Source organism: Mucilaginibacter sp. BGA-UO-ETr-C110 (genome assembly GCF_059567985.1).
The window spans coordinates 6,538,716-6,564,056 of record NZ_JCAQPB010000002.1; the positions used below are offsets into that span (position 1 = coordinate 6,538,716).

The following is a 25,341-nucleotide window of genomic DNA, read 5'->3' on the forward strand; positions in this document are numbered from 1 at the left end:
TCAAGTATCACGACAATTTACACAGTAGTTTCAGATTCTGTTATTAAAAATCTTGATACTTGATACTAGCTACTTAAGACTAAAATAGTAATTTAGGCCCTACCATGATATTATCAGATAAGCGCATTCTCGAAGAAATTGAAAAAGGAAGTATTATTATAGAACCCTTTAAACGCGAATGCCTGGGTACCAACTCGTACGATGTGCATTTAGGCAAACACCTGGCCACCTATCGCGACAGGGTACTGGATGCCAAACTGCATAACGAGATTGATGGTTTTGAGATACCCAAAGAAGGATTTATCCTGCAACCCAATACGCTTTATCTTGGAGTTACCATGGAGTATACCGAAACCCACAGCCATGTACCCTTCCTGGAAGGGAAATCAAGTACTGGTCGTTTAGGTATTGATATACATGCCACCGCCGGCAAGGGTGATGTTGGTTTTTGCAACACCTGGACGCTTGAAATTTCATGCGCTCAGCCTGTACGCATCTATGCCGGTATGCCCATTGGTCAACTGATCTATTTTGTGGTGGAAGGTGAGATTGAAACACTATATAACACCAAAAGCAACGCTAAATATAATAACCCTACAACGCGCCCTGTTGAAAGCATGATGTGGAAGAATAAGTTTTAATCGATTTTTTTTCAGAACGATTAAACCATTGTTGTTGGGGTGGGTCAAAGTGAAATTAAGCTTTTGATATGGCTTAAACGCATCGTACATTAATCTTACATATAACCTAAAACCTCACAACTCATCGCCTGATTAGATATTTTGTGTAGATTAAACTTTATTTACCATGATAACATTCAAAAAAGTATCTGTCGGCTTATTGATAACTGTGATTGCTACGGTAATTTTCGGTTTCACAGGTCCCGGCGATGATCTGCTCAGTAAATTGGTCGACCAGCTTTATAAATGGCGTGCCGAACATCCGCAGGAAAAAGTTTACCTGCATCTGGACAAACCTTACTATGCCGTTGGCGACGACATCTGGTTTAAGGCTTACGTTACCATTGGCAGCAAACACCAGCTATCAGCTTATAGCGAAATTTTAAATGTCGACTTAATCGGCGAAGATGATTCGATAAAACGCAGTATCAAGCTCCCGCTCATCAGCGGTATGGCCTATGGCGATTTTGCGCTGCCCGATACCATGCAGGATGGAAACTACCGCATCAGAGCCTATACCAACTGGATGCGTAACGCGGGCGACGCCTATTTTTTTGATAAAACCATCACCATATCCAAAGGCATCGGCAATACCGTTTTCACCAAAACAGATTATACTTACGGCGAACAGAACGGTAAGCAAAAGGTGAACGCGCTGATCAATTTTACCGATGTAAACGGAGCTCCATATGCTGGCAATGAGGTAAGCTACCGCGTTGAATTGAATGGCAAAACGGTTTTCAAGGGCAAGGGGATAACCAATGATAAAGGCGACCTGGCTGCCGCATTTCTCAATACCACTCCAAATCCGGCAGCCACAGGTAACATTATTGCCAATATCAAACTGATCGATAAAAAGGTGATCACCAAGGTGCTGCCTATCAAAGCCGTATCGGCCAAAGTAGATGTTCAATTTTTCCCGGAAAGCGGTACCCTGGTGAATGATGCCGGTTCAAAAATAGCTTTTAAAGCGGTTGGTGCCGATGGTTTGGGTGTTGATATAAAAGGCACTGTTGTTGACGATCAAAACCAAACAGTAACTACGTTTAACAGTACTCACCTGGGTATGGGCGTGTTTAATTTAACCCCTATGAGCGGCAAAACTTATAAAGTCCACGTTATATTTGTGGATGGGTCTACAGGCGATTTTAACTTACCTAAAGCAGTTGACAACGCTTACGTTTTAAGCATAGATAATTCTAGTGATGATAACCTGGTGGCAAAAATATTACCAGGGTCGGCTCTTGCGCAGAGTACTGCACCAGCTGGCAACCTCATGCTGGTGGCTCAAAGCAGCGGCGAAATTTATTATGCTGCTAAAAGCTCAGATAATGGTAAAACATTCAGAGCGGTTGTTCCGAAGAGTAAATTTCCATCGGGTATTGTACAGTTCACTTTGTTTTCGGCCAATGGCGAGCCGCTGAACGAACGTATCGTATTTATTCAGAACCCAGACCAGCTTAAATTATCGGTTTCGGCACCTAAGCAGCAATTCGCGCCGCGCGAAAAGGTGACCATTAGCCTGAATGCGAAAAATAAAGAAGATAAACCCGTTATAGGTAGCTTTTCGGCTTCGGTTATTGATCTGTCAAAAGTGCCGGTTGATGAAACTAATGAGGAAAGTATTTTTTCAAGCATATTACTGAGTTCAGATCTGAAGGGATATATCGAAAGGCCTGGCTATTATTTTACAGATCAAAGCGCTAAAACAAAGGCCGATCTTGATGTACTGATGCTTACCCAGGGTTACCGTCGTTTTGAGTGGAAACAAGTGATCAATGATGCTCTCCCTCCGGTAGTTTATCAGCCCGAGAAAACATTGCAGGTAACCGGACATTTAAAAACCTTTGGCGGCAAACCTGTACCTAATGGAAAGGTAACGCTGTTTACTACTGCCGGTGGCACATTTATTTTAGATACGGTAGCCGATGCCCAGGGAAAGTTTACTTTCAATAACCTGGTGTTTAGGGATAGTATCAAATTTGTGGTGCAGGCCCGTACAGCTAAGGACAGGAAGAACCTGGAGATAGAGCTGGATAACATAGCTCCGCAAGTGGTAGGGAAAAATAAAAATGCTGCCGATCTTCAGGTAAATGTGAGTGATGGACGTTCAGTATATCTTCAAAATAGTAAAAAATTGTTCAATGAGCAGGTAAAATATGGTATCGGAAACCACACTATCGTGCTAAAAGAGGTAGTAGTAAAAGATACCCGTACCACCGCGGTAAAACATTCGTCGAATTTAAACGGGGCCGGTAATGCCGACCAGGTTTTAACCTACAAAGATCTGGAGAATATGGGCGGCAACCTTTCCAATATATTACAGGGCCGGCTTTTGGGTGTGCAGTTTCGTGGGGGGAAACCCTATTCAACCCGTGGAGGCGGCCCAATGCAGATAGTTGTTGATGGGATCTATATGGAAGCAGATTATTTAGATAATATAGTAGTATCTGATATTGCCAGTATTGAAGTTTTGCGCTCCATAGGCAACACCGCTATATATGGTTTCAGAGGAGGTAACGGATTACTGGTGATCACTACCAAGCGGGGTGACGAAGGCGCTGTTTATAATCGCTATGCACCGGGTGTGGTTACATACTCGCCCAAGGGATATTATAAGGCCCGTGAATTTTATTCGCCACAGTATGATGATCCTAAAACAAACACGCAAATGCAGGACTTACGGTCGACCATATACTGGAACCCTAAGATCATCACCGACAAAGATGGTAATACGTCGCTCTCCTTCTTTAATGCCGATGCAAAGGGTACTTACCGCATAATTATTGAAGGTATGGATGCCGAAGGAAACCTGGGCAGGCAGGTGTTTAAATATAAGGTAGAGTAGGTTTCTATTTAAGTCAAAATTCAAAAGTAAAAAGTCAAAATCCATACCGGGTTTTGACTTTTTACTTATTTAGATGCTTCAGAAGAACAGTTTTTTGACTTTTGAATTTTAACTTTTGACTTATTTCGCCAGGTAGAATTTCTCCCAGAAATCAATCGACTTGGCTAATTCGCTGCGGCCGCTTTCAGCACCACCCGCGCCTGCGCCGCCACCACGACCGCCTCTGCCACCACGTCCACCGCCGCCTCCCATTCCACCACCGCGACCACCTCTGCCACCGCCACCTCCGCTAAAACCACCGCTCTGGTGATCGGGATTTTCGGCACCGTCTCCTTTGGCTCTTTGCAGCCCGTTTATTTTAAAGTTAAACGCCCATTCACTTTTGGCAATGTCTTCTGCATGAAAAAACTGTAGAGGTATGGCCATTTCATAAACCAGGTTGCCTTCTGCATCATAATCAATAGCGGCTTTAATACCATAAGTGTTTGAGGTGGTTATCATATCACCCTCAATATCTTTAAAGCCTACTACCTTAATATTGCGCAGTTTGGTTACACGTTCACGCATCAGCTCATCACGGTCTTCTTTGGTAATATCACCGCTTGGGTTATCCCGTTTACCAAACGTTGGTGGTGTTCCGGGATCAGCCAGCGGAAAAGTAAGCGAGAAACTTTCCTTCTTTTTGCCTTTGGTATCGATGCTCAGGGTAATACCGGCGTTTAGCGTACGGATCTGGTCCATGCGGTCACTGATCCTTATAGCAGCGTAAAGCATCGTTTGGTCATTGGCCAGCGTGTAATTGATCTTTTTTTCGTCATTGAAATAGCGCAAGCTATCGCCCCAGTCCTTGAGGTCGCCATCAATAGTAACCGGGCCGGCCGGTGCCTTTAATGTAGACTGGGTATTTTTTGCGGTTTGGGCATGTGTTATACCTGTGGTTAATAGTTGAAGGGTACATGCTAAAATGAAATGGGGTATTGTCTTGTTCATGAGATTGGGGAGTTTAGGGTTTTTGATCGGCGCTATATTGTAACATGATTTTTAAGCCCATAAAACACAATTTTAACACTTTTATTATTGTTTTTAAGTAAATTTGTAGTTACGTATGCCAACCGAAACACAGGAAGAAACACTTACACTCGAAGAGATACTGGCAGGACTTAAAGAAGTTCACCGCCTGATATTATGGAACGATGATTTTAACACCTTTGATCACGTGATCCATTGTATGATGAAATATCTCGATTACTCCGAAGCACAAGCCGAAAAAATTGCCTGGAAAGTACATAATGAAGGCAAATGCGCCGTATTGGAGGGCTCATTTACCGAAATGGAGATCTACCGTAAAATATTGCAGCAAGAAGGGCTTACCGTTAGTGTAGAGTAAGCCCCCTAACCCCCTGAAGGGGGAACTTTTTGATTTCGGAATCCGGATGTTCGATTTTTAACTATTGTTAGTTTTAATCTTGTTAAAGAGAGCTTCGTCGTTTAGGATTTAGATTTTGGAGCTTAGGATTTAGATTTTTGGTATTTATACTTATGATAAAGAGAATAGCCATTTTACCTGCCTTAATTCTGCTACTGGTCTGTTTTGCAAATTGCAGATCCAACGCGCAAAGCAAAAATTTGAAGCTGGTTTTTATCCGTCATGCCGAGAAACCCGTTGATGGGGATAACCTGTCATGTACAGGTCTTAACCGGGCGCTAAAATTGCCGGGAGTTTTAAAAGCCAAATTTGGTTTGCCCGACCGTGTGTATGTACCCGCCCTGCACCTGGGTAAATCAACCCCAAGGGCGCGCATGTTTCAAACTATTTCGCCTTTTGCCATTAAGTATAACTTAACCATCAACAGCACTTTTGAAGAAGAGGACACTAAAGATATCGCTGAAGACTTGGCCGGCAGAAAGGGTACCATATTGGTAGTATGGGAGCATAACGAGATCAAAGGTATACTAAAAGCCCTCGGCCTCAAAGTTAAAGATCTGGAATGGTCCGACAATGATTACGATACCATTTGGGTGGTAACTTTTAAAAATGATAAACCTGTTTTAAAGGTTGATAAAGAAGGAATAAAACCGGCGGCGACTTGTAGTTTTTAACTACCCGTAATCATCACGTCGTTGCGAGGTACGAAGCAATCTCTATGCTGTACAGAGAAAACATACACAGTCGACCTGCCTACGTAGAGATTGCTTCGTACCTCGCAATGACGCGTGTATTAGATAAAATAAAAAAGATGCACCATTTGGTGCACCTTTTTTATTAATAGATAATAATTGTTAACCTACCAGGTAATTCCAGCCGTAAGTATCAGGCGCATTACCATATTTAATGGCGTCGAGCGTTTTCAAAACTTTTTGAGAGAATTCGCGTGTTTTGGGATCGCTCAGGAAATATTCTTCTCCGTCAACACTTATCGAACCTACAGAAGCTATAGTAGCAGCGGTACCTGCACCAAAGGCATCGGTCAATTTGCCGTTTTTGGCGCCTTCAATAATTTCGGCTACAGAAACTTTGCGGGTTTCAACCGGGATGCCCCATTCTTTAGCTAAGGCGATAACCGTATCACGGGTTACACCATCCAATATAGTGTCTTTTGCTTCGGCAGTGATCAATACACCATCCAGTAGGAACATGGCGTTTGCCGCGCCCATTTCTTCAATGTATTTATGCTCTTTAGCATCGGTCCAGATCAATTGATCAAAACCTTCTTCGGTTGCTTTACGTGCCGGTAGCATAGATGATCCATAGTTACCTGCAGCTTTGGCAAAGCCCATACCGCCTTCGGCGGCGCGGGTGTAATGTGTTTCGATCTTAACGCGTAGCGTTTTTGAAAAATATGGTCCAACAGGGCCTGCAATTACCATATATTTATAGGTAGCAGATGGTGTTACGCCCAGGTATGGGTCGGTAGCAAACATGAAGGGGCGGATGTATAAAGCGTGGTTAGCTTTGGCAGGCACCCATTCGCGGTCGATATCAACCACAGCGGCCATACTTTGTAAAAATATTTCTTCGGGTAGTGTCGGCATGCACAAACGCTCGGCCGATTTATTTAAGCGGATAGCGTTTTTGTCGGGACGGAAAATGGTTACTTTTCCATCAGCATGCTTGTAAGCTTTTAACCCTTCAAAAAATGCTTGTCCGTAATGCAGTGCAGAAATAGCCGGACTAAGCCCAATTTCGCCGTAGGGAATGACCTGCAGGTTCTTCCATTCACCATCAGCATAATCGGCCACAAACATGTGGTCAGAAAATGTTTTTCCGAATGGTAAGTTGTCAAAATCCGTTTCAGCTAAACGGGAATGTGCGGTTTTGGTGATCTTGATGTCCAGCGTCTCAGTCATGGCCTTATGTGTTTATAATTTAGAAAATGGCAAGTTAGGAATTTTTTTGTTGTGTTGATATAAGGAATTGATAGTTAGGCCAATTTTCGGGGATTGTTGCATATTATGACAGGAAATTAACGGAGGGGTTAAGTGGGGGCTCGTAGTAAAGAACCCGTCATTGCGAGGTGCGAAGCAATCTTTATGCTATACAGGGGGGAAATGAATGTCGTAGAACGCTCAATTGCCGCTGTGGCTGTTACTTTTGTCTTGATACAAAAGTAACCAAAAGATCAAGTCAGCAGAAATGCTTCTTTGCCGCACAAGGCCTTTGCCCTGCAAATCAGACAGAACCACAGGCTGCTAAACCTTGCCCTACTTCGTTCGCTCTTGGCTTGTGCTTCTGCAATGTTTGCTAATGCCTCTGCAGCTGCACTGGCCACCATTGTTCTGCCTGTTTTCATCTGAAGCTTGTCTGCTGACGGAAAAAGGAAAGATTAATAATAGTATAGTTAAGGATTTATGATCTCGGTAATCCTTCAATCCCCAAAATCATGGTTCAGACAAAAAAGCGTCATTGCGAGGTACGAAGCAATCTCTATGCTATACAGAGCGACTCTGTAAATCGGGGATTGCTTCGTACCTCGCAATGACGCGTTGATATCATGGGAAGTGTTTAAACCTTACACCGTCAGCTTCTTATACTTGATCCGCTTCGGTGCTATATCACCCAGGCGTTTTTTGCGATTTTCTTCATAATCGGAATAATTTCCCTCAAAGAAGTAAACCTGCGAGTTACCTTCAAAAGCCAGGATGTGCGTGCAGATGCGATCCAGGAACCAGCGGTCGTGACTGATCACTACGGCGCAGCCGCCAAAGTTTTCCAGGGCCTCTTCCAGTGCGCGCAGTGTGTTTACGTCGATATCATTGGTGGGCTCATCCAGCAGCAATACGTTCGATCCTTTTTTCAAGGTGATGGAAAGGTGTACCCGGTTACGCTCACCACCCGATAATACGCCTACTTTTTTCTGCTGATCGGCGCCGTTAAAGTTAAATTTAGATACATAGGCGCGTGAGTTCAAGGGCTTGTTACCAACCATAATGGTTTCCAGTCCACCGGTTACATTTTCCCAAACAGATTTGTTAGGATCCAGGTCGTCATGTAACTGGTCAACATAACCTAAAGCTACGGTTTCGCCAACACGGAAAGTGCCCGCATCCGGCTGATCCTGCCCAGTAATGAGGCGGAACAGCGTTGTTTTACCCGCGCCGTTTGGCCCGATAATACCCACGATACCTGCTGGAGGTAAAGAGAAGCTCAGGTTATCAAATAATAATTTATCGCCATAAGATTTACTTACGCCATTGGCTTCGATCACCACATTACCCAAACGCGGGCCCGGTGGGATAAACAACTCCAGCTTTTCTTCGCGTTCTTTAGTTTCTTCGGATGCCAGCTTTTCGTAGTTACCTAAACGCGCCTTCGATTTGGCATGACGGCCTTTCGGGCCCATGCGTACCCACTCCAGCTCGCGCTCCAGGGTTTTCTGACGTTTGCTTTCGGTTTTATCTTCCTGTGCCAGGCGTTTGGCTTTTTGGTCGAGCCATGAAGAGTAGTTGCCTTTCCATGGGATACCCTCGCCACGGTCAAGCTCCAGGATCCATCCCGCTACATTATCCAGGAAGTAACGGTCGTGCGTTACGGCAATCACGGTACCTTTATATTGTTGTAAATGCTGCTCCAGCCAGTCAATCGACTCGGCATCCAGGTGGTTGGTAGGCTCATCCAGTAGTAAAACATCCGGTTCTTTCAGCAAAAGACGACACAATGCCACCCGACGGCGTTCACCACCTGACAGTACCGAAATTTTGGTGTCAGGCTCGGGACAGCGCAGGGCATCCATGGCACGTTCCAGCTTGGTGTCCAGTTCCCAGGCGTTCACAGCATCTATCTGATCCTGCAATTCGCCCTGGCGGGCCATCAGCTTATCCATTTTATCGGCATCGCCATAATATTCCTCCAGGCCAAATTTTTCGTTGATATCTTCGTACTCCTTTAATAAGGCGGTAGTTTCGGCAACGCCTTCTTCTACTACTTCACGCACGGTTTTTTCGGGATCGAGTTCAGGTTCCTGGCTCAGATAGCCAACGGTATATCCCGGCGAAAAAACAACTTCGCCTATATTGGTTTTATCAATTCCTGCTATAATTTTTAATAACGACGATTTACCGGAGCCGTTTAAACCGATAACACCGATTTTGGCTCCATAGAAAAACGAGAGGTAAATGTTTTTTAAAACTGTTTTTTGCGGAGGGTAGATCTTGCTAACCCCAGCCATTGAAAATATGATCTTTTCGTCTGCCATATAATTGATTAAAAAAGAAATTCAAATATGGTTAAAATTGGCGGATTACCCGAAAAAAGCCGGTCCATATTATATTTTTGAGTTAAGTACTCAGCATCAGACTATTTACACATACTTGTTAATTAATAATTGCGTTAAACATAAACATTATAGCAACTATTGGGGTTGTTTTTACGTATATTATATAAGCAGTGTGGAAATTGTTGCTAATGCCTAAATGTCATGCTTGATGACGAAATTACCAGTTATACCCGGTTTACTGATAAAAATTGTTAATATGTTTAAACTATTTTGAATTTTTTGTATCAAATAGGTGTGTTTCATTTGTATATTGTAAAAAAATTCACCCATTCGTTGAATTTTTTGATAAAAGTTGCATAATAAAGCTAAACTTTAATAGCTTGCGTATCATATCAATGTCTGTTTCTGCAAACCATTAAATGTTGGCAATATTGTTGATAAATGTTAAGTCAAGCGTCGTGGTTTGTAAAAACAAAATTAATAGATTAGGACGTTCATAAATAGAAAGGTATATATGGAAGCTAAATTTTCGCCGAGGGTTAAAGATGTTATTCAATATAGCAGGGAAGAGGCATTACGCCTGGGGCACGACTATATCGGGACTGAACATCTTTTACTGGGGCTTATCCGGGACGGAGACGGTGTTGCAATTAAATTGCTGAAAGGTTTGAACGTTGACACAGCCAAACTGCGCCGCGCCGTTGAAGATGCCGTAAAAGGAACTATTGGAACAAATGTACATATTGGCAGTATCCCATTAACTAAACAAGCCGAGAAAGTACTAAAGATAACTTATCTTGAAGCCAAGATATTTAAAAGCGATGTAATCGGAACCGAGCACCTGCTGCTGTCCATACTGCGCGATGAAGATAATATTGCTTCACAGATACTGATGCAGTTTAATGTAAACTACGAAGTATTTAAAGGAGAAGTTGAATCACACAAAAACGATGTAACCGACGAAATGCCCGGATCACCAACCGGCGGCGACGACGACTTTAAAGAAGAAGAAGCCTTTAGCCAGCCTAAAAAGGTATCGGACATTAAATCAAAAACACCGGTGCTGGACAACTTTGGCCGCGATTTAACCCGTGCTGCCGAAGATGGAAAGCTTGACCCTATTGTTGGTCGCGAAAAAGAGATCGAAAGGGTATCACAGATCTTATCACGCCGTAAAAAGAATAACCCTATATTAATAGGTGAACCAGGTGTTGGTAAATCGGCCATTGCCGAAGGTTTGGCATTACGTATAGTTCAGCGTAAAGTATCACGTGTATTGTTTAACAAACGTGTGGTTACACTGGATTTGGCTTCATTGGTTGCCGGTACAAAATACCGCGGTCAGTTTGAAGAGCGCATGAAAGCGGTAATGAACGAATTGGAAAAATCACCTGATGTTATTTTATTTATTGATGAGATACATACTATAGTAGGTGCGGGTGGTGCTTCAGGCTCGCTTGATGCCTCTAACATGTTTAAACCTGCTTTGGCCAGGGGCGAAATTCAATGCATCGGCGCAACCACTTTAGATGAGTACCGTCAGTACATCGAAAAAGATGGCGCTTTGGATCGTCGTTTCCAGAAAGTAATGGTTGAACCGGCTACTCCGGTTGAAACTATTGAGATCCTGAACCGTATCAAAGAAAAATACGAAGAGCACCATGGTGTAACTTACACCCCTGAAGCTATCAATGCCTGCGTTAACTTAACTACCCGTTATATTACCGACCGGTTTTTACCAGATAAAGCTATTGATGCTTTGGACGAATCAGGCTCACGTGTTCACTTAACCAATATTCACGTGCCTCAAAACATACTGGATATTGAGCAAAAGATTGAGCAGATCAAGATCGAGAAAAACAAGGTTGTTCGCAGCCAGAAATATGAAGAAGCTGCTCAACTGCGTGATACTGAAAAGAATTTGTTAGTTGAACTGGATCAGGCTAAAGCATTATGGGAAGCCGAAACAAAATCAAAACGTTACACTGTAACCGAAGATAATGTTGCCGAAGTAGTATCCATGATGACCGGTATCCCTGTACAAAGGGTAGGTCAGGCTGATAGCCAGAAACTGTTGCACATGGCAGATACCGTTGGCAGCAAGATCATTGGTCAGGAAGATGCCATCAAAAAATTAACCCGTGCTATACAACGTACACGTGCAGGCTTAAAGGATCCTAAAAAACCAATTGGTTCATTTATTTTCTTAGGCCCAACAGGTGTTGGTAAAACGGAGCTAGCTAAAGAGCTTGCCCGTTTTATGTTTGATACCGAAGACGCGCTGATACAAATTGATATGAGCGAGTACATGGAGAAATTCGCTGTATCTCGTTTAGTAGGAGCGCCTCCGGGCTACGTAGGTTATGAAGAAGGCGGACAGCTGACTGAAAAAGTACGTCGTAAACCTTATGCTGTTGTGTTGCTGGATGAGATCGAAAAAGCTCACCCTGATGTGTTCAACATCCTGTTACAGGTATTGGACGAAGGGCAGCTAACCGATTCACTGGGCCGCAAAGTCGACTTCAGGAATACGATCATCATCATGACTTCGAATATTGGTGCCCGTCAGTTGAAAGACTTTGGTCAAGGTGTAGGTTTCAGCACTAACGCTAAAAACTTACAGGCCGATACGCACTCACGTGGTGTGATTGAAAATGCTTTGAAACGTGCTTTTGCACCAGAGTTCCTGAACCGTATTGATGATGTGATCGTGTTTAACTCATTGGGTAAAGACGAGATCTTCAAGATCATCGATATCGAATTAGGATTCCTGTTTAGCCGTGTTAATGGTTTAGGTTTCAAAATTGAACTGACCGAAGCTGCTAAAGAGTTTATTGCCGATAAAGGTTATGATTCGCAATTTGGTGCACGTCCGTTAAAACGTGCTATTCAGAAATACCTGGAAGATCCAATTGCCGAAGAAATACTGAAAGGTGAATTGAGCGAAGGCGATATCATGGCAGTTGACTATGACAAAGAAGCCGGCGAGATCAAGATCACTGATAAAAAAGGTGAAAACAAAAAGCCAGAACAAGAAGAGCAGAAATAATTGATTCTTCTTTTAGATAATCAAAACCCGGTCGCAAGCCGGGTTTTTTGTTTTGTAACTTATTTTGTGGCCACTATCGGTTCATAATCTACCGGTAACATTTCTGCAAAACGGTATAATGTCCAGTCGCCCTCAAATATGATGCTGCGCGGGTTGTGCACAATGCCATTGTTGTCAAAAAAAGCGTAAGCCTCGTGCTCATCAAGCGTGGCTATGGATGTGGCAAAATCAGATGCATCGGGCGTACGGTTCGGGTTGCTATTCGCTTTTTTGTTGTACATAACGTACAAACAATCATTGAAACCAAGCGCGAATAAACCGGACTGATCGGTACGTTTGGCGAATGCGTTTACATCAAGAGGTTGTCGAATAAGGGTTTGCAGGTATTTGTTCTTGTTATCAAATGGGCCGCCCTTATATTCGGGATTAGGTTTACGGATGAGTCTTAAAACCTCAAAACCTTCCTGCAGCAGTTGGTTGGTAATAATGCTGCGTAAAAAATGCATCGGCGAACCCAGATAGGCGGCCTGCCTTTTCTTTTTCCATTTCCGGATTTTTGAGCTGCTGCCCGTAAGGTCTTCAAATACCGATATACCATCGTAGTACAAAAACTCTTTATAAGTATTATAAGTGAATTGATTGAGCTTATACTTTATTTTGTAACCCAGGGCCTTATTCTCAATCTCCAAAAAATCATAGGATGACGCCTCAAGTGTATGTGTTTTAGCATCATATTCGAAGTTAAGCAGATCGGGGTTGAGTATTTTGCATTGGGCCGCGTTGGCTGATGTACCCAGGAACTGGCGCTTAAACATGTCATAGTATTTCCCCCAGTTTGGGTCTGGTTTAACTTTGACCTCATTAAGCTCAATGGTTTTAGGAAGCAAACCAATTTCGGGCAGCACCAGGTTATTATTGACGAGCGTAACAGTTTGACTATAGGTTTGATAACCTACAACAGATACAATGAGATCATACTGACCCGGTCGTACATTGGTAAGCGTAAAAGAACCATCTCCTGAAGTTTTATTACCTACGCTGGCATTATTTAAAAAAACGCTGGCATCGGCTATCGGCTTTTTGTCGTTAAGGTTGATCACTTTGCCGGTAATTTTTAACTGGGCAAAACAAAACAATGGACATAGGAGCAATAATAGCAGCAGCGATTTAAGCATATTTAAAATTAAACTAAAAAATTAGTTTAGTGAAGTAAAATTTATATTACGTGTGGATTTATACATCTATTATATTATAAAAATAAAATAGCATAAAAAACGTTAAACCTTTTCATGACATTTGCGTCTTATTAAATATTAATAACCAATACATTCATTTATGAAAAAAATCTTGACTCTCGTTTGCTGTACTATCCTGTTAGCAGCAACATCTTGTACTAAAAAATACGTTACACCGGCGAGTACAACAATCTTTAAAACAGCCTCTAATTGGCAGCTTCAGAATAATAGTCCCGCAGGTTTTTTTGGTTATGTTGCAACTGTGTCTGTGCCAGAGATTGATAGCTATTTTGATGATAATGGTACTGTAACCGTTGCAGTTGATTATGGAACCGGTGAGTACGAACCACTATCTAATGTAAATGGAGGAAATAGTTTATGGTATACTTATGATGTATCAGGACGTATAACCCTTTATTCGCAAAATCCGGATGGTTCAGCGCCATCAGCTAGTCCAGGTAACCTTAAACTTAAAATAGTTTTGCTTCCTTAAGGATTAACTGAAAGAATTTCAATAAAAAAGCTCCCTGAATTTCAGGGAGCTTTTTTATTGAAGATTACTTAACAGGATTTTTAACGTTATTTTGTATAACCTGTTATATCCTGTTTCCTAATGGAAATAGAGGTCAACCTCCCGGTTACTTACTACGATAGTGTGCTGGCCGGCATCTGTTACAACATTATAAGGAATAAAATTTAAGTTGATTGCTGCGCCGCCTCTGCCACTACCTGTTCGTGCATTAATACTCGTCATAGCACATACGCCATTCGGATAGTTTGAAGACTGCTGCATATTGTAAGCTTCCATGGTTTCAAATACGTAATGCATTTCCGGTACATTGTTTACTGCTATGCTATTATTGGCCGGATACTCATGGATCCGGTGTGCGCCGGGAGCAGTAGGATTGTCAACCTCCCAAAATTTGGAGGTATAATTATAGGTGCCGTCAGTATTGGCGGTCCCGCCCATAACGCCTGTCAAACCGGTGCCAGCTGTTACAGTTACAGGGGTACCATAAAATACAGGACAGGTTTGACAGGATACATACCAGTTATCAATTGACCAGTAATTGCCGCCAAATCTGCCATTTGAGCCATATTGCAAAACAGGTTGTAAAATATGTGAGGTAGCTGTAAACCCATCCTGTAACCCGTTGAAAATATATAATAATTGATTGTTGTATGCAGGAGGATTGGAGGGCACTATCCAGTCGGTTGAGAATGAGGTTAAACCTGAAACTGCTACATCGTTTTGCGCGTACGTGATCCAGCCTGAGCCTAAACCCGGGAATGCTGAAGTGCTTAGGCTTGTTGTTTTCTTTGATTGCTCTGCATTTTTCTGTATTTGCAGCTGATCGCCAAAGTCTTCGGCAACTTTCCCCGTTTGGCTTTGAACTTTTACCAAATGATTTCCCTGATAGGCCAGGGCGTATCCGCTTTCTATTTGATGCACCTGCGATTTAGGTCGCGCTCCGAAAGGGGTAATAACCATATCTTCCTGCACGTTGCTTTCTTTTGCGACATCAGGCGATTGATTAATTGGGGTAACAGCTGTCTTTTTACAACTAAAAGAAAAAAATACGGCAAATGCAATAATGCCGGTAAGGGTTGCAGAAGTGTTTTTCATAAATAGGTTTTTAGAGTTGAAGAATAACCTTTACCAACCAGGTTGTTAGTATAGTATTGGTGGGCTTAGGCGAAGTATTTAATATCTAATATAAAAATAATAATTATATTTTATATTAAGATAAAGATATCTTATTATTAATAAGAGGGCGTTATTCCAGTGAGGAATGCTTATTTATAAAGTTATTACGGCACAAAAAAAGCTCCCGGTATTATCGGGAGCTTTTTTATACTTTATTTTTTCTTTTCTTATTTCTCCATCTGTTCAATAACCGCCTGGGTTACGCCGGTGAAAGAGAAACCCCCATCATGGAAAAGGTTTTGCATAGTAACCATACGGGTAAGATCGCTGAACAGGGTTACGCAATAATCGGCGCATTGGTCTGCGCTGGCATTACCCAGCGGACTCATCTTTTCGGCATAGTTAACAAAGCCATCAAAACCTTTAATGCCCGATCCTGCCGTAGTGCGGGTAGGGGATTGAGATACCGTATTGATACGTACCTGTTTTTTCACGCCATACTGATAACCGAAATTGCGCGCGATACTTTCCAGGTAAGCCTTATTATCGGCCATATCATTATAATCAGGAAATACGCGCTGGGCCGCAATATAGGTTAAGGCGACCACAGATCCCCATTCGTTAATAACATCCATTTTCATGGCTGCCTGTAATATACGGTGCAAGCTCAGGGCCGATATATCCAGACCCTTATGGGTAAAATCGTAATTGTTTTCGGTGTAATGAATACTTTTGCGCACGTTAACGCTCATGCCAATGGAATGCAAAATAAAATCGACACCACCGTTAAAGTGTTCCTGCGTTTTGGTGAGCAGGTTGGTAATATCATCATTGCTGGTAACATCAGCGGCAATAACCGGTGCATTGCATTCTTCGGCCAGTTTATTGAGTTCCCCCATACGCAGGGCAATAGGTGCGTTAGAGAGTACAATTTCGGCACCTTCCTCTACAGCGCGCTGCGCTACCTTCCAGGCAATGGATTGATCATTCAAGGCACCAAAAATGATCCCCTTTTTACCTTTTAATAAATTATAAGCCATATTTTTTGTTTTTTATAATTGGGTGTGAAATTATAATTATTGGTCGGTTAATGAGAATTTGATGGAAACAGAGGTTTTAAGACTTACCGGATGACCATTTTCAATTCCTGGTTTCCACCTTGGGCTATTTATTAAAAGATTTAGGACTTCTTCATCACACCCGTAGCCAATTCCTTTTTGTACCATAAAATTATTTAACTGGCCATCGCTTTGTACTGTGAATGCAACTTCAACAGTACCTTCAATATTATTCTTTGCGGCCTTATCCGGATAGGACAGTTTTTTTTTAACGTACAATAAAAAGTGTTCATTTCCGCCTGGAAATTCTGGCGTTTGCGAAACAAAAAGAAATGGATGGTCATTTGTAGATACGTTAATAGAAGGAATTGCTTTGGGCATAATCCTTTTAGCGGTAACTTCAATCGGATTCTCTGAATTTAAATCGAATACCCTTTCTGATGGCAAAATAAGGATCATAAGCCGACTCCCTTTATTATAATATTTTTGTCTTCCGTAATTGACACCATCAACTGTTATGGTATCATTTAGCATAATCCCGTTCAATGTAAACAGGCCATCATCATCAGTAATTGTACCCAGCCAGATTTTCTCACCGTTCGGACGTTTTTGTTGTGACCGGACGGCAAGATGTGGAACGGGCGTGCCATTACTGCCTATAACTACCCCTCTTAAATTAACTGTGTCCAGGCTTATAGTTGTATTCTGGGCAGAGGAAGAAAGGCAAAACAGGAGTAGGAAAAGCAACGTCAAAGATATTTTCATATGTTGATAGGTTTAAGAAAGCATGATCATTTATAAATCACTAATTATTCAGCAATTCCCTTGCATTTTGCAGCGCACTTTCACCTGGTTTGTCGCCGCTGAGCATTTTGGCAATTTCCAGTACGCGCTCTGGCTGATCGAGCTGTTTGATGCGCGTATAGGTAATAGCAGCCGAATCATCCTTATAAACAAAATAGTGATTCTGGCCTTTGCTGGCTATTTGCGGCAGGTGGGTTATCGTGATTACCTGCAGATTATCGGCCAGGTGCTCCATAATTTGTCCAACTTTATTGGCTACTTCACCAGATACGCCTGTGTCTATCTCGTCAAAAATAATGGTAGGCAAGGCGGTGTATTGTGCAATAAGCGATTTAATGCTCAGCATCAACCTGGAAAGCTCACCACCCGAGGCCACTTTGCTCATCTCGGCCAATGCGTGGCCTTTGTTGGCCGAAAACAGGAATTTGATATGGTCGGCGCCATTCTTTGTAAGAGAGTCCGCAAGTCCGGAAGTCCGCAAGTCCGGGGTTTGGTCAGACTTTCCGACTTTCGGACTTTCCGACTTCCTCACTTCATGTTCAATCTTCAATGCCGAATTGCTCATGCCCATTTCGGCTAATGTTGCCAATACTTGTTTTTCAATAGCCGGAATAGCTTTCAGGCGATTGGCGGTTAATTGCCCTGCCAGTTTTTCCAGTTCGGTTCTGTCGGCAGTCAATTGTTTTTGCAGTTGTTCTACGGCCTCGTCGCTAAATAATACTTTCTGGATCTTGTCAGACAAGTCATCCTGAATAGCCAATAATTCGACATTGGTATTTACCCGGTGCTTTTTCTGCAGATTATAGATCAGGCTGAGGCGTGTATTGATCTCCTCAACCCGGGCTTCGTTGGTTTGGGTACGTTGTTCAATGATCTCAATTTCGGCAGCGATATCTTTGAGTTCGATAATGGTGCTGCTTAATCTCTGGTGGAGCTCTTCTATTTGTGTATCAAATTTCTCCAGGTTGCCCAGTTGCTGGCCGGCTTCTTTAAGCTGCACCAATGCCGATGCTTCGCCTTCCTGCATCAGGTAGTAAGCGCCAAACAGGTTGCGTTTTATTTCTTCGGCATTGTTTAAGGCATACAATTCTTTTTCCAAGTTTTCCTGCTCATCCGGATGCAAGGCGGCTTTTTCCAGTTCATCAAACTGAAACTGGAAATAATCCAGGTCGGTTTTTGCTTTTTCACTATCGGCTATCAATTCATTAAGCCGGGAGATCGATTTCCGATAAGCCCTGAATTTGCTTTGATAATCATTCAGCAAGTCATCATGTTTGGCAACGGAGTCGACCACCAGTAATTGAAATTCCGGATCATTTATTTCGAGCGTGGCGTGCTGGGAGTGAATATCGATCAGTTTTTCGCCCAGTTGTTTTAACGCGGTCAAATTAACCGGGGTATCATTCACAAAAGCCCTCGACTTACCATCGGCAGATATTTCACGACGCAAAACGGTTTCAGCTTCATAATCCAGGTCGTTATCTTCAAAAAACGATTTCAGATGAAAGCCGTCAATTTTAAACAGGCCTTCAATAACGCATTTTTTTTGCTGATTAAAAAAGTAACGACTCTCGGTCCGTTGCCCTAAAATGAGCGACAAGGCACCCAGAATGATGGATTTACCCGCTCCGGTTTCGCCGGTGAGGATGTTTAGCCCCTTGCCAAAACTTATCTCCAGGTTATCAATTAAAGCGTAGTTGTTAATGGTTAGCTTTTGAAGCATAAAAAAAGTGTCCTTATTTTATTAAGGACACTAAATTACGAAATTCGATGTATTGGGCTAATATTAAAACTATCTATTAGTGGTATCCGCCTTAGCGTCAGAATCGTATTTATAATCGTACTTGTAATCAGATTTATAGTTGTACGCTTGTTTACGATACTCAGCCATCTTTTTCTTAAACGCAGGGCTTTGGGTGTATTCGTGCAATCTTTTAGAAGCCTGTTCAAGCAAGACTTTCTCTTTTTTCAACTCCGGATTATTTTGGAACGACCGCATCTTTTCGCCCAGTTTTCTCATTTCGGCTTGTTGCTCCTTCATCTGCGGGTTACTATAAGCCTTTCTCATGCTATCGCTCATTGACCTTAGCTCAGCTTGTTTTTTACGAAACTCCGGCGAATCATATTTGGCGCGCATTTGCTCACCCATTTTTTTCATTTCGTCGGTTTGTTGTTTTACCTCTGCAGGTATTTTGCTTTGCAGCTCATCCTGGTATTTGCGGTAATTCTCGTCCTTGTTGTTTTCAACATAGTCGTTATCAGGTATGCCATACTTTTTCTTAAGCTGATCGTTCATTTTTTTAAACTCCGGGCTCTTAAAATAAGCACCCATTTTTTCGCCGACCTGGTGCATTTTTTCGCTGAGTTCTTTGGTTTCGCTGCCATCGCCCACCTCTTTTTGATAATCGGCTGCTATTTTTTGCTGACGTTCCTGCAGTTCTTTCATTTCTGGGCGATCATAATAATCGGCCATAGCCTTGCCTTTTTGAGCAAGCAATTCTGACTGCTTTTTAAACTCTTCACTGTTATAATATTTGCCCATAGCTTCGGCATGTTTGGTTACCTCGGCGGTTAAGCGGTTCAGTTCGGCATCGTTAAGGCCATAGGTTTCGGCCAGGTGTTTTTCGTGATTAGCTTGTCTTTCCCTGTCTTTCTTATAAGCAATTATCTTTTTTGATTTGACGGTCGATTTACTACGGATAGTGTCAATCGGTTCGGCAATAATTTTAGGAAGCGCCAGCGCTACTTTTTTAATAGAAAGTTTACCGTTGTTGATGCTTGGGTTTAACCATGCTATGCTGCTTATACTGGCGGCCATTATGGCAACGGCCACAAGCAGGTGGCGGATATTGCCTATTGGTTTTGTTGTTTTCATGATACGTTCAATTCTGTTTAATAAAGGATATTTTTTGCTGGTGGCAGCCAATGCCAGTCGCAGGTCTGTATGCCTGGTTTGCTCTAATTTTAAAAGGGCCTGGGCATATATTAATGGTTGGGCGGTGGTTTGTACTACCAGATCGTCGCAGCGGTTTTCGCGCTCCTGGTTTATTATTTTGTTAATTAATTGGGCAAAGGGATTAAAGAAAAGTAATACGGTTATCAGTTGTTGTATCATATTCAGCAGGTAATCATTCCGCTTAATATGTGATAGTTCGTGCAATAAAATAGCCTCGATCTCGGTTGCTGATAAATAGGTAGTGAGCGTGATGGGCAAAAGAATAATAGGTTTAAAAAAGCCGATCATACAAGGTACATCAACCATGCGGCTGAAGTTGGCGCTTACGTATTTACGGATGCGCAGCTTTTCACAAAGACCATCTACATAGATCTGCACCTCATCTGCAGGGATCATGGTGTTTTTTATGAGACTTAATTTTTGAAGGTTAAGACCCATCCTGAGCAGGTTGAATACCAGGCCGGCAAAGTACAAAGCCGAAACATAGGGCAGGTATCCTTCAATAACATAATTTAAGCGGGCCGCCGGGATGGCATGGGTAGCCGCGTTTAAAGGAAAATCAAAGTGCGGTAACAGGCTGGCTGAGCTAATCGCGGCCAGATCAATCCATACATGCTGCTGTACCTGTACAATAAAGGTATAAATAAACCAGGCGCAGATGGTAAAAATCCCCACCATACCCAGGTTATGTTTTTTTACCGACGACATGGACGGCGCACAGGTAAATAACAGGTGCAATACAAACCATACCAATAATCCCTGCCATAAGGAGTGGATGATGGTGATGCCTAAAACCTGGCTTATGTTATAGAACAGATTTTCCATGATTGTTTATTTTTTATCCTGATCAAATTTGTTAAGGAAACTTTTAATAGCGTCAATTTCGTCGGCCGATGCCCGGTGCTGGCCCAGGGCCTGTATCACCAGATCGGATGTTGAACCTTTAAATACAGTAGACAATATTTTATCCAAAGCGTTGCTTTGTGCCTGCCCTTGGCTAAATAGCGCTTTGTACAAATGTGTTTTTGAGGTAGTGTCGCGCTCAACCAAACCTTTGTCGTGCATGATCTGCATTAGCTTTAGCGTAGTGGTATAACCGGCATCCTTGGTTTTGGCCAATTGCTCGTGCACATCGCGTACGGTACATTGGCCTTTATTCCAGATCACCTGCAATATTTCCAGTTCGCTTTCTGTTGGTTTTATATCCATGTTATTTCTTATACGAATTTCTTCGTACAAATATCTACGATGGATTTCGTATTTGCAAGAGTTTTGTGAAAATAATTTTTCAGGAAGGTGAAACCGCTGTTATTTCCTGGGAAAAGGGGGGAATGACAAAATAAGTCCGTCAAAATATAGCTTTGATAATCGACCCACCCCGATATCGCTGCGCTTGTCACCCCTCTCTCCGCTTCGCGCATAGAGGGGATTTATTTTTCTTTTTTCTCGACCCTCTTTCCGCCGCAGGCGAAGAGAGGGTGGTCCAGCGAAGCGTAGACCTGGTGAGTCGAAACCCCTATACATACCACTTGCCCTTTCGTGAACCATCACTCTCCTTTGGGAAGTAATAAATTATGGTTTACACTGTAAACCGTTTTTTTATAACAAAATAAAATTAATTTATTGATTATCAATTAATTAAATAAGTGTAAACCATAAAAAGTGTAAACCATGTAAACCCACTTTTTACAAAGGTAGGCAGCCTGTTTAGGAGTCGGTTAGCTTAGCGCGTAGTAGGGCCACTACCCTGCAAAGTTTGGTATTTGTTACCGTTGGCAGGATCGGCCTGTACCAGTATATTCATGGCCTGCAAACGATCCTGGGGCTCGGCTTTGCTGAAAAGTGATACCAGTTCATCGCTTTTCGCGGTATAAAATATAAGCGGGAGCATCGCGCCTACACGCAGCCTGTCAACCTGTTGCAGCGATGGTAAAAAAGAGGCGATGGCTTTAAGGGCTTTAGAGGTATTATCAGACATCATATCCAGGCCGTTGCGGTGATAATCGTACAAAAAGCTGCGTAATGGAGCATAAGCTTTATTGTTCAGGTTTTCACAAAGCCAATATCGGCTAATGTTTCCGTCGAAAGCTTTCCAGCCGCGGTATGATCCGGTTTGAGCGTTATTAATAACCGTTTGTGCGGCCGCAAAATAGGGCGACCCGCCATAGGATGAAAACGTATCATAATCGAGCCCGATGATAACATAGGCATAAAATGCCATGATAGAGCTCAGGTTACTTTGAAAACTCTGATCGGTATAATCAATGGTCTGGCCCTCGTTATAAATAAAATCAACATCCTTATCGGTCAGGTTGATGATGGTAGAGCTATAGGTTGAACCATAAACAGGTCTTGACGATTGTACCTGGAGCTCGCCGCTAAAATTGCTGCTGCCATCCCAGTTGGTAATGTTCAGTACAAAATTGCAATCAATCCTTTCCTGGGGCAGTATGGGGTCGGCGCTCCATTTGCGGCCATTCAAAAAATCCTTCATGGCTGTTTCCAGCGTCTGAAAAATACGCTTGTTGCTCCCCTGTATTTTAGGCGAAAGAACCTGTACCCGCGCGTTAAGGTCCTGGGCGGCAACCCTGAAACCCGTGAGGGTTAAAATGATATAAAAGAATATTTTTTTCATCTGTTGATGAGTTGGGCAACTTTTAGGCAAATGTCATGAGCCACAGCTTCTTTACTTTTAAGTTCAAATACTGTTTTTTGGAGGTCGCGGTCAATAATGGTTACCTTATTGGTATCCTTTTTAAAACCGGCCCCGGCATCGTTAAGCGAATTTAGCACAATAAAATCAAGATTCTTTCTTTGCAGCTTGCTTATTGCATTTTGTTCTTCATCATTAGTTTCCAGTGCAAAGCCAACCAGTATTTGTTCCGGTGTTTTCTGCTCGCCCAGGTATTTTAAAATATCGGTGGTTTTTTTGAGCTCGATGTTGAGGCCGCCATCTTGCTTCTTGATCTTTTGTTCGGCTACGTGAACAGGGGTGTAGTCGGCCACGGCGGCGCTCATGATGCAGGCTTTCGCCGTTTTAAAATTGCTCTCGCAGGCGGCAAGCATCTCTGCTGCCGAGGTTACGTTGATCCGTTTGATGTTTTGCTGATGGCTTACTTCGGTCGAAGGGCCGCTGATAAGGGTAACGTTGGCCCCCATAGCAGCCAGCTCATCGGCAATAGCAAATCCCATTTTGCCCGATGAATGATTACCGATGAAACGTACAGGGTCAATAGCCTCGTAAGTAGGACCGGCAGTAACCACAATATTATGATTAGCTAAAAGGAGTTTTTTTTTTAAGGTGGATGATAAAAAAGTAATGATCTCATCAGGTTCGGCCATCCGGCCCTCGCCGTACAAACCACTGGCCAGCTCGCCTGATCCGGGAGTTATTAATATATTACCAAAGGATTGCAGCCTGGTAACATTTTGCCTGGTAGCCGGATGCAGCCACATATCCAGATCCATAGCAGGTGCAAAATACACCGGGCATTTAGCCGACAGGTAAACGGCTAATAACAAATTATCGCAAATGCCATTGGCCATTTTGGCAAGGGTATTTGCGCTTGCGGGGGCTATGATCAGCATATCGGCCCATAAACCTAATTCTACATGGTTGTTCCACTCGCCGGTGTCCGGTTTAAAATAGTTAACGTGAGCGGGGTTTTTGGAAAGGGTAGAGAGGGTAAGCGGGGTAATAAAATGGGTAGCATCAGGTGTCATCACCACTTTTACATGCGCGCCAGCCTTAACCAGTAATCTAACCAATAAAGCCGATTTATAAGCGGCAATACTACCGCAAACACCTAAAACTATGTTTTTACCTTCTAACATTGAGCCCCCTAGCCCCCTAAAGGGGGAATGATTTTAAAATTTAAAAATAAACAAAAAAACTCCCGAAGTGGGAGTTTTCTTTAAACATTGCATTCCTCGCACCCCTTCAAAGGGGCCGGAGGGCTTACGCTTCTTTGGTAGGGTTACGGTAGTAAACCTTATCGTCCAAAAATTCCTGAACTGCTACCAATGACGGTTTAGGCAATTTCTCGTAATATTTAGAAATCTCGATTTGCTCGCGGTTTTCAAAAACTTCTTCCAGGTTGTCATTTGATGATGCAAACTCAGAAAGTTTTTGGTGTAACTCTTCTTTAATATTGTTTGATATCTGGTTCGCTCTTTTTGACATAATTACAAGCGACTCATATATGTTATTCGTGTTTACATCCAGCTCGCGTAAATCGCGGGTTACAGTGCTACTGGCTATTGCTGGTTTGTTTGGGTTTATTGCTGTCATATTGAATTTTTTTAATATGGAATTTTTTGTTGCTGGTTCTTTTCTGATGGCGGCTGTGTTTTCAAGGTATCTTTTCCCTTTTCCGCTAATTTTTTGGCTACCCTGTCATTGCTCAAAGCTTCGGCCAATATATGTTTTGCATTCTGGATACCGCGTTCGCTGTCTTTAGCCAATGTCTTCACATCACGACCGTAGGTACTGTTCGGGTATTTTTCATTAAACTGATTGGCATAAACCTCAGCCAGTGTATAACGCTCTTCTTGTTTGTACTCTAAACTATGATTAGCATATAAATATTGCGCCCGAACGGTAAGGTACTCCATTTCTTCGGCATATTTGGTATCCGGGTAATCACGCAGTGCATTATTAAAGGCGATCACGGCCGATTGATAGTCGCTGATGGTTAAATACAACTTAGCGTTGGCATAAGCTTTTGTTTCCAACTTATCGCGCAGGTTTTGTATCAACTTACTTGCTTCGGTAACACGGTCGCTTTTAGGATACAAGTTAATAAACAACTGTAAAGCCTCGATAGCTTTCATGGTATTATCCTGGTCAAGCGAGTATATCGGCGAATCAAGGTAATAGCAGTAGGCTGAAAAGAAACGGCATTCTTCGGCCCTTGTGCTTGATGGATACGTATCGGCAAAGGTTTTGAAGTGATACCTGGCAGATGTATAATCCTTCAGTTTGTAGTTGGTGAAGGCATAATAGTAAAACAGATCTTCCGCCTCGGCACGTCCGCGATAGCGCTCAACCAACACCTCAAATAGCCCCAAAGCCTTGGTATAATCTTTTTGATTATAGTACTTAATGGCCTCCTGGTATTTTTTGGCGTAATCGTTACTTGCTTTTAACTTTTCGTATTTGCTTTTACAACCGCCCAATGTAATAATTAACAGAGCTAAAACACTGGTTAATAACGTAAGTTGCTTTTTAAACATTTTGCAAAGATAGGTGAATAATATAAATCAGTCAATTATTTATTTATCAGCGAATATATAACGTGTTTCCTGCTCCTTATGTATATAACAAACTATTTAACATCTTTTAACGAT

The 25,341-nt window shown here is 42.5% G+C and carries 20 protein-coding genes; 6 read left to right on the forward strand and 14 right to left on the reverse strand.

The genetic code is table 11. The annotated features are described in order from the left end of the window. The first annotated feature begins 104 nt into the window (after positions 1 to 104). Both dcd and AC57BQ_RS28155 read left to right on the forward strand, forming a co-directional pair. Entirely contained in the window at positions 105 to 641 is a 537-nt protein-coding gene (dcd, locus tag AC57BQ_RS28150; RefSeq protein ID WP_090471751.1) for a dCTP deaminase, read from the forward strand. A 166-nt stretch (positions 642 to 807) separates the two neighbouring features. Beyond that, the gene (locus AC57BQ_RS28155) at positions 808 to 3,528 is read left to right on the forward strand and encodes a TonB-dependent receptor (protein WP_496409394.1); all 2,721 of its coding nucleotides are present in this window, start codon (positions 808 to 810) and stop codon (positions 3,526 to 3,528) included. 120 nt (positions 3,529 to 3,648) lie between these two features. On the opposite strand, the gene AC57BQ_RS28160 is transcribed toward AC57BQ_RS28155, so the two are convergent. Continuing rightward, positions 3,649 to 4,518, reverse strand: a complete 870-nt coding sequence (locus tag AC57BQ_RS28160; RefSeq protein ID WP_496409395.1) for a hypothetical protein — start codon at positions 4,516 to 4,518, stop codon at positions 3,649 to 3,651. Between the two features lie 115 nt (positions 4,519 to 4,633). Between AC57BQ_RS28160 and AC57BQ_RS28165 the strand changes: the two genes are divergently transcribed. Then, positions 4,634 to 4,915, forward strand: coding sequence for an ATP-dependent Clp protease adaptor ClpS (locus AC57BQ_RS28165; RefSeq protein ID WP_076379060.1), 282 nt, complete (start codon positions 4,634 to 4,636; stop codon positions 4,913 to 4,915). Between the two features lie 152 nt (positions 4,916 to 5,067). Beyond that, complete coding sequence (locus AC57BQ_RS28170; RefSeq protein WP_496409396.1) at positions 5,068 to 5,628, forward strand: histidine phosphatase family protein; 561 nt, start codon at positions 5,068 to 5,070, stop codon at positions 5,626 to 5,628. Between the two features lie 180 nt (positions 5,629 to 5,808). Here the strand turns inward: AC57BQ_RS28170 and AC57BQ_RS28175 are convergent, their stop codons facing one another. After that, positions 5,809 to 6,876, reverse strand: coding sequence for a branched-chain amino acid aminotransferase (locus tag AC57BQ_RS28175; RefSeq protein ID WP_496409397.1), 1,068 nt, complete (start codon positions 6,874 to 6,876; stop codon positions 5,809 to 5,811). Positions 6,877 to 7,538: 662 nt separating this feature from the next. Further along, positions 7,539 to 9,221 carry an energy-dependent translational throttle protein EttA gene (gene ettA / locus AC57BQ_RS28180; RefSeq protein WP_496409398.1) on the reverse strand — a complete coding sequence of 561 codons (1,683 nt, stop codon included), beginning with the start codon at positions 9,219 to 9,221 and terminating at the stop codon, positions 7,539 to 7,541. Between the two features lie 535 nt (positions 9,222 to 9,756). Between ettA and AC57BQ_RS28185 the strand changes: the two genes are divergently transcribed. Then, a complete protein-coding gene (locus AC57BQ_RS28185) occupies positions 9,757 to 12,291 on the forward strand; it encodes an ATP-dependent Clp protease ATP-binding subunit (protein WP_090471680.1) in 2,535 nt (844 codons plus the stop codon). 59 nt (positions 12,292 to 12,350) lie between these two features. On the opposite strand, the gene AC57BQ_RS28190 is transcribed toward AC57BQ_RS28185, so the two are convergent. After that, the gene (locus tag AC57BQ_RS28190) at positions 12,351 to 13,466 is read right to left on the reverse strand and encodes a carboxypeptidase-like regulatory domain-containing protein (RefSeq protein ID WP_496409399.1); all 1,116 of its coding nucleotides are present in this window, start codon (positions 13,464 to 13,466) and stop codon (positions 12,351 to 12,353) included. A 160-nt stretch (positions 13,467 to 13,626) separates the two neighbouring features. Between AC57BQ_RS28190 and AC57BQ_RS28195 the strand changes: the two genes are divergently transcribed. Further along, the gene (locus tag AC57BQ_RS28195) at positions 13,627 to 14,019 is read left to right on the forward strand and encodes a hypothetical protein (protein ID WP_496409400.1); all 393 of its coding nucleotides are present in this window, start codon (positions 13,627 to 13,629) and stop codon (positions 14,017 to 14,019) included. 117 nt (positions 14,020 to 14,136) lie between these two features. On the opposite strand, the gene AC57BQ_RS28200 is transcribed toward AC57BQ_RS28195, so the two are convergent. From AC57BQ_RS28200 to AC57BQ_RS28245, 10 genes are all read right to left on the reverse strand, one after another. Beyond that, positions 14,137 to 15,153, reverse strand: coding sequence for a hypothetical protein (locus AC57BQ_RS28200; protein WP_496409401.1), 1,017 nt, complete (start codon positions 15,151 to 15,153; stop codon positions 14,137 to 14,139). 248 nt (positions 15,154 to 15,401) lie between these two features. Further along, complete coding sequence (locus AC57BQ_RS28205; protein WP_496409402.1) at positions 15,402 to 16,214, reverse strand: enoyl-ACP reductase FabI; 813 nt, start codon at positions 16,212 to 16,214, stop codon at positions 15,402 to 15,404. 36 nt (positions 16,215 to 16,250) lie between these two features. Then, the gene (locus AC57BQ_RS28210) at positions 16,251 to 16,997 is read right to left on the reverse strand and encodes an energy transducer TonB (RefSeq protein WP_496409403.1); all 747 of its coding nucleotides are present in this window, start codon (positions 16,995 to 16,997) and stop codon (positions 16,251 to 16,253) included. 40 nt (positions 16,998 to 17,037) lie between these two features. Beyond that, on the reverse strand, positions 17,038 to 18,759 hold the full coding sequence (gene recN / locus AC57BQ_RS28215) for a DNA repair protein RecN (protein ID WP_496409404.1): 1,722 nt from the start codon (positions 18,757 to 18,759) through the stop codon (positions 17,038 to 17,040). 69 nt (positions 18,760 to 18,828) lie between these two features. Next, positions 18,829 to 20,817: a M56 family metallopeptidase gene (locus AC57BQ_RS28220; RefSeq protein ID WP_496409405.1), complete on the reverse strand. Its 1,989-nt coding sequence runs from the start codon at positions 20,815 to 20,817 to the stop codon at positions 18,829 to 18,831. Between the two features lie 6 nt (positions 20,818 to 20,823). Then, on the reverse strand, positions 20,824 to 21,201 hold the full coding sequence (locus AC57BQ_RS28225) for a BlaI/MecI/CopY family transcriptional regulator (RefSeq protein ID WP_496409406.1): 378 nt from the start codon (positions 21,199 to 21,201) through the stop codon (positions 20,824 to 20,826). Between the two features lie 514 nt (positions 21,202 to 21,715). Then, complete coding sequence (gene porD / locus AC57BQ_RS28230; protein WP_496409407.1) at positions 21,716 to 22,627, reverse strand: type IX secretion system protein PorD; 912 nt, start codon at positions 22,625 to 22,627, stop codon at positions 21,716 to 21,718. Then, positions 22,624 to 23,826, reverse strand: coding sequence for a bifunctional phosphopantothenoylcysteine decarboxylase/phosphopantothenate--cysteine ligase CoaBC (gene coaBC / locus AC57BQ_RS28235; protein WP_496409408.1), 1,203 nt, complete (start codon positions 23,824 to 23,826; stop codon positions 22,624 to 22,626). Before coaBC ends, porD begins: the two co-directional genes overlap by 4 nt. Positions 23,827 to 23,950: 124 nt before the next feature. After that, positions 23,951 to 24,283, reverse strand: a complete 333-nt coding sequence (locus AC57BQ_RS28240; RefSeq protein ID WP_090471697.1) for a DNA-directed RNA polymerase subunit omega — start codon at positions 24,281 to 24,283, stop codon at positions 23,951 to 23,953. Between the two features lie 11 nt (positions 24,284 to 24,294). Then, the gene (locus AC57BQ_RS28245; protein WP_496409409.1) at positions 24,295 to 25,227 is read right to left on the reverse strand and encodes an outer membrane protein assembly factor BamD; all 933 of its coding nucleotides are present in this window, start codon (positions 25,225 to 25,227) and stop codon (positions 24,295 to 24,297) included. Positions 25,228 to 25,341 lie beyond the last annotated feature (114 nt).